At 70.0% G+C, this 5,530-nt stretch carries 6 protein-coding genes; 4 read left to right on the top strand and 2 right to left on the bottom strand.

Translation table 11 applies throughout. The features are described from left to right. From ACRDP3_RS14735 to ACRDP3_RS14720, 4 genes are all read left to right on the top strand, one after another. Positions 1-203, top strand: a 203-nt coding sequence (locus ACRDP3_RS14735) for a helix-turn-helix domain-containing protein (RefSeq protein WP_431517385.1), incomplete at its 5' end; no start/stop codon positions are given. 148 nt (positions 204-351) lie between these two features. Then, positions 352-450 (top strand): 30S ribosomal protein bS22, encoded by a 99-nt coding sequence (locus tag ACRDP3_RS14730; protein WP_003948845.1) that lies wholly within the window; start codon positions 352-354, stop codon positions 448-450. A 160-nt stretch (positions 451-610) separates the two neighbouring features. Next, entirely contained in the window at positions 611-1,723 is a 1,113-nt protein-coding gene (locus tag ACRDP3_RS14725) for an NAD-dependent epimerase/dehydratase family protein (RefSeq protein WP_431517384.1), read from the top strand. Beyond that, positions 1,716-2,678, top strand: a complete 963-nt coding sequence (locus tag ACRDP3_RS14720) for a lysophospholipid acyltransferase family protein (protein ID WP_431517383.1) — start codon at positions 1,716-1,718, stop codon at positions 2,676-2,678. The genes ACRDP3_RS14725 and ACRDP3_RS14720 overlap by 8 nt, the downstream gene beginning before the upstream one ends. A gap of 40 nt (positions 2,679-2,718) precedes the next feature. Here ACRDP3_RS14720 and ACRDP3_RS14715 read toward each other — a convergent pair whose 3' ends face one another. Both ACRDP3_RS14715 and ACRDP3_RS14710 read right to left on the bottom strand, forming a co-directional pair. After that, positions 2,719-4,035, bottom strand: a complete 1,317-nt coding sequence (locus ACRDP3_RS14715; RefSeq protein WP_431517382.1) for a DUF5667 domain-containing protein — start codon at positions 4,033-4,035, stop codon at positions 2,719-2,721. A 209-nt stretch (positions 4,036-4,244) separates the two neighbouring features. Further along, positions 4,245-5,102, bottom strand: a complete 858-nt coding sequence (locus ACRDP3_RS14710; RefSeq protein WP_431517381.1) for an ECF subfamily RNA polymerase sigma factor, BldN family — start codon at positions 5,100-5,102, stop codon at positions 4,245-4,247. Positions 5,103-5,530: the final 428 nt, after the last annotated feature.

Genomic DNA, 5,530 nt, shown 5'->3' with positions numbered 1-5,530 from the left:
CTGGCAAGGGACCTCTCAACGAGGTCAACTTTCTGACCGTGGCGGAAGTCGCCTCGGTGATGCGAGTGTCCAAGATGACCGTGTACCGGCTGGTGCACAGCGGTCATCTGCCGGCGATCCGGGTGGGCAGGTCTTTCCGGGTCCCAGAGCAGGCCGTCCATGAATACCTCCAAGAGTCCTATGTGGGGGTGGAGACCGCCTGAGGGTTACCCGCGAGGACCCTCGGATTACGAGCTGCATCCAGTGGCGGGTAGGCTGAACCCATGTAGGTCGTGTGGGCACGGACGCCCCGCGCCGAGTGAAGGCAGTTTTCTCCGCATCAGCGGGGATGATCCGTGAGCGAGGGTAGTCGTGGGCTCTGTTATCAAGAAGCGGCGTAAGCGGATGGCTAAGAAGAAGCACCGCAAGCTCCTCAAGCGCACGCGAGTTCAGCGTCGCAACAAGAAGTGAGCGAGCGCCAAGCACGTCGCTGACCGCCGTTCTGCGGCCCGCACCAGGTGTGCGGGACAGCAGGGCGGCGGTTTCGTTTGCGCGTTCGTTTGCCAAGGAGTCTCACCCGGGTGAGACTGCCTGGCACCACAGCCGCCAGGTGGGCGGCAGGGGAGGGATCTTGGGCAGGGTCGTGCTCGTCACCGGAGTCGCCCGTCAGCTCAGCGGGCACTTCGTACGCCGCGTCCAGCGCGAGCCCGACGTGGACAGGGTCATCGGCGTCGACGCTCTGCGCCCCCCGCACGACCTGGGTGACGCCGACTTCGTACGCGCCGACATCCGGCAGCCCGACATAGCCAGACTGCTGGCCGAGCACCGGGTGGACACCGTCGTCCACATGGATGTGCACGGTTCTTCGCCGCTGGGCGTGCCCGGCAGCGGCGGCGGCCGGGGTCCGGTCAAGGAAGTCAACGTCATCGGGACCATGCAGCTGCTCGGCGCCTGTCAGAAGGCACCTTCGGTGCGGCGGCTGGTCGTGAAGTCCACGACCAGTGTGTACGGGGGCGCGCCTCGCGACCCGGCCGTCTTCGACGAGTCGATGCCGCCCAAGTCACTGCCCGGCGGCGGCTTCGCGAAGGACGCGGTGGAGGTCGAGGGGTACGTACGGGGCTTCGCCCGGCGCCGCCCCGACATGTCGGTGACCGTACTGCGCTTCGCGCACGTGCTCGGCCCCTCGATGGACTCACCCCTCGCTGGATACTTCGGGCTGCCCGTACTGCCGACGGTGCTCGGCTACGACCCGCGGCTGCAGTTCGTGCACGAGGACGACGCGGTCGAGGTGCTGCGGCTCGCGGCCCGCGAGCCGCGCCGCGGCACCCTCAACGCGGGGACCTTCAACATCGCCGGAGACGGCGCGCTGCTGCTGTCCCAGTGCGCCCGGCGGCTGGGACGGCCGACGGTGCCGCTGCTGCTGCCCGCCATCCGCTGGAGCAGGTCGTTGCTGCAGTCGGTCGGTGTCACGGACCTCTCACCCGAACAGGTGGGGTTGCTGACCCATGGCCGAGTCGTGCGTACGGTACAGATGCGCGAGATCTTCGGATTCGAGCCGCACTACACGACAGCGGAGACGTTCGCGGCCTTCGCGCACAGCAGCGGGCCGGGGCTGCTGCCGCCGGTGACTCTCGCCCGTACCGTCGACAGGCTGGCCGAGCTGGTGCGGCGGGCGGCGGACCGGCAGCGGCGGGCACGGCAGGAACGGCAGGAACGCCAGGAGGGGGCCGGCCACCATGGCTGACGCGAAAGTCATTCCGTTCGGCTCCTCCGACGACGGCCGTGACCAGTGGCGCGGGGAGCAGGCGAAGGCGCGCGAGTCGTCCGGCCAGGCGACCGACGCCGACGCGCCGGAGGACGGCGGCTGGGAGCGAAAGGTCGCGCAGGGGCTGGCCTTTCTGCGCCGGAGGGTCACCGGCGAGTACGAGATCGACGACTTCGGCTACGACCGGGAGCTGACCGATCAGGTCCTGATGTCGCTGCTGCGGCCGCTCTACGAGAAGTACTTCCGGGTCGAGGTCCGCGGGGTCGAGAACATCCCCGCCGAGGGTGGGGCGCTGGTAGTCGCCAACCATTCCGGGACGCTGCCGCTCGACGGTCTGATGCTCCAGGTCGCCGTGCACGACAACCATCCGGCTCAGCGCCATCTGCGGCTGCTCGCAGCGGATCTGGTGTTCCTGCTGCCGGTGGTCAACTCGCTCGCGCGGAAGGCGGGACACACGCTCGCCTGCGCGGAGGACGCCGAGGGGCTGCTGGCGCGGGACGAGGTCGTCGGGGTGATGCCCGAGGGCTTCAAGGGCCTTGGCAAGCCCTTCTCGGACCGCTACAAGCTGCAGCGGTTCGGCCGGGGCGGGTTCGTGTCGACGGCGATGCGGGCCGGGGCCCCGATCGTGCCGTGCTCGATCGTGGGTGCCGAGGAGATCTACCCGATGGTGGGCAACTCGCGGACGCTGGCCCGGCTGCTGGGCTTTCCCTACTTCCCGATCACACCGACGTTCCCCTGGCTGGGGCCGCTCGGTGCGGTGCCGCTGCCGACGAAGTGGACGATCCAGTTCGGTGAGCCGATCCCGACGGACGGCTATCCGCCGGGATCGGCCGAGGACCCGATGCTGATGTTCAACCTCACGGACCAGATCCGGGAGACCATCCAGCACACCCTTTACAAACTGCTGGTGCAGCGCCGGTCCGTGTTCTTCTGAGAGCGTTCTCGTGTGAGAGGTGGAGCACCTCTCACACCTCTCAGCTCCTCTCGTCTCCCGGCAGTTTCTTCAGGCCCGGCAGCACGTCCGGGATGATCGGCGGCAGAGTGACATCCGGATCGGGGAACCTCTTGCCCCGGTCGTCGCCCGATTCCGACTGGGACGGGTTGCCGTCCGGGTTTCCGGACGGGTCCAGGATGCCGCCGCCGATCAGTTCGCCCGCTCCCTGATCCGAGCCGGTCGGCGAGGGCCTGCCGTCCCTTCCGCCGTCGCGGGAATCCGTGTCCGAGGAGCCGGAGGAGGGCGGCAGGGGCGAGGTGCCGGAGCCGCCCGTGCCTCCCGCACCGCCCCGTCCACGCTCCCCGGACCCGTCCTGCGACGGGTCGGAGAGCAGCCCGGCCAGCGGACCGACATCACTGTCTATGGCGTCGAAGACCGAGCTCACGTCGTCGCCGACGTCGGCCAGTTGGGCGGGCAGCCGGTCGCGCAACTGGGCCCAGCTCGCGCGGTGGCCGGTGGAGAAGGAGGAGAGCGACCGCATCGGGGCGAGCTCGCCGTTCCGTTCGTACGCACCGCTCAGCAGCCGGTGGCCCTCGGTCGCGTCGTACCGCATCCCGGAGAGGGCCTTCCGGACCTCTCCGAGCGACTCGTGGTCCAGGACCGCGCCGCCTCTCGTCCGCTCCAGCAGTCTGCGGGCCTCGCGCAGCCGGGTCGAGGCATGGTCCAGGTGGACCTCGCCACGGCCGGTCTCGTCATCGGCGAGGTCCAACTGCAGGTCCTCCATGCCGCGTTTGAGGCCGTACAGCGAGTCGCCGGGGAGAGCTCCCGTGCTGGCCGCGGCGAAGCCGCCGAGGGCGGAAGCGGCGACGCCGACGCTGAGGCCGCCTGCCGCGAGGCCCTTGGCGAGCCTGGATTTCGGGCGGAACGCGTCCAACGGGCCGATGTTCGGCGCGCGGTGGCTGCCCCGTCCGGAGCGCGCGCCGCGCTGCCCGGGGAGCTGGTCGGCCCGGGTCTCCGGCGAACCCGCGGCGGCCTCCATGGCGGCGATCAGCTGTGCTCGCTGCACGGTCTTGGCCGCGGGTGCCAACTCGGGCTTGGGCAGGGCCCCGAGCCGGTCGGACACGGCGAGCAGCAGCGCGGGCTCGGAGGTGTCCGCACCCCCGTTCGCGCCGTCCGTACCGTCGTGGCCGCGGTCGGTCTCGGGCAGCGTCCCGGTGGTCGCGGTGCCCTGTGGATGGACACGCGCGGCCCCCTTGCCCGCCGCCTGGCCGGCCGCCGGGGCCTCCTCGAGCTCGTGCTCATCCAGGGCCTGGGCGAAGGCGGTTGCCTGTCTGCCCGTGGCTACGGACCAGATCATGGCGGCACCTCCTCTCGTCAGCACGGTCGACTCCCCACCACGGATGGAAGGTTGTACGGCGAGCGCACGCGTCCACTCCGAAGAGTGGGGGAATCGTGCGTGCCGCGGATGCGGGGAGCCTGCACCCCCCACAACGAGCGGCTGGCCAGTCGGGTTACGGAGCCATCGCGATGTGACCAGGGGCGTACGAGCCGTCACCTGCGGTTACTTCAGCGTGCGTCCTCCGGCAGCAGCCGCGCCAGGGTGCGGACGGCCCGGTACTGGAGGGTTTTGATCGCGCCTTCGTTCTTTCCCATCACCCGTGCGGTCTCGGCGACGGAGAGGCCCTGCAGGAAGCGGAGCGTGACGCACTCCTGCTGCTGCGGATTGAGCCTGCGGACGGCCTCCAGCAGTGCTGCGTTGGAGAGGGACTCCAGTACCGAGTCCTCCGGGCTGCGCTCGACCTCGTTCGCGTCGAGCATCTCCCCGGTGGTCACCTCGAGCCGGAACCGGCTCGACTTGAAGTGGTCGGCGACCAGGTTGCGGGCGATGGTCACCAGCCAGGCGCCGAAGTCACGGCCCTGCCAGGTGAAGGTGCCGATGCGGCGCAGGGCGCGCAGGAACGTCTCGCTCGTCAGGTCCTCGGCGGTCGCCTTGCCGCCCACGCGGTAGTAGATGTAGCGGTAGACGGTGTCGCTGTACTGGTCGTAGAGGCGGCCGAACGCCTCGGCCTCGCCGGACTGGGCCCGCTCGACGAGGTCCATCATCCGACGGCTGTCGCTGTCCGGGGCGGCCGAGCCGGCACGGGGCGAGCGACGGGTGGTGGCGGTGCCGGAGGCTCCGCGGGAGCGCCTGCCGACGGCACCGGTGGGGACGGCGGCAGCGGTGGATTGTGCGGCACCCGCCGGTGCGCCCGTGGCCCGGTGGGCCAAGGCGTAGCGGGGGCCGGCGGGGACAGGTGGGGCGGCGGTGAGGGCGGGGACGGCGTACGCGGTGGGGACGAATGCGCGCAGCTGGTCGACAGCCGTAACGACCGTGCCACGCAGCGTAGCCAGGCCCGAGGCGTCAACCCCGACGTGTGGGTACACGGGACTCCCAGAGGCAGAGCTGTCATCACGTGCAGTACGGGACCGTTCGGCCCGGATAGGGACGAGTGGGCACCGATTGCGTCTGAGGAGAATAACGCTTCGTACAGGGAGTACTACGCCTAGTTGCTGAAATCGCCGGTTCGGTCTGTTGTGTTACGCATTGGTGTCACATCCGGCACCGAGTGTGAACGGCTCTTTGATCGCTTTGAGGTCACAACTTGTCGCATGCGTGACGACTTGTGCTCGAAGGCGGGGAGCGTGACTGGCGGGGCCGGTGGGCGGGTAGGACAGCGGAATTGCCTCACGGGTGGCTGCGTGGAGGCCTGTGCGATACGGGCCCGTGCCCACTGCGCGCGGACGGGCCGGATTCCCGAGGGGGCCCGGCTTCGCGGGGCATCACAGGGGCAGCGGCGACCGGGGCTGGGGCT

This window comes from Streptomyces sp. (genome assembly GCF_050698815.1).
Taxonomy (GTDB): Bacteria; Actinomycetota; Actinomycetes; order Streptomycetales; family Streptomycetaceae; genus Streptomyces.
Note: the sequence above shows the minus strand (reverse complement) of the source record. Positions and strands in the feature narration are given on the sequence as shown.

Coding starts and splice junctions, on each gene's coding strand:
- ACRDP3_RS14720 (WP_431517383.1), top strand. CDS start 1,716: ATGGCTGACGCGAAAGTCATTCCGTTCGGCTCCTCCGACGACGGCCGT.
- ACRDP3_RS14715 (WP_431517382.1), bottom strand. CDS start 4,035: ATGATCTGGTCCGTAGCCACGGGCAGACAGGCAACCGCCTTCGCCCAG.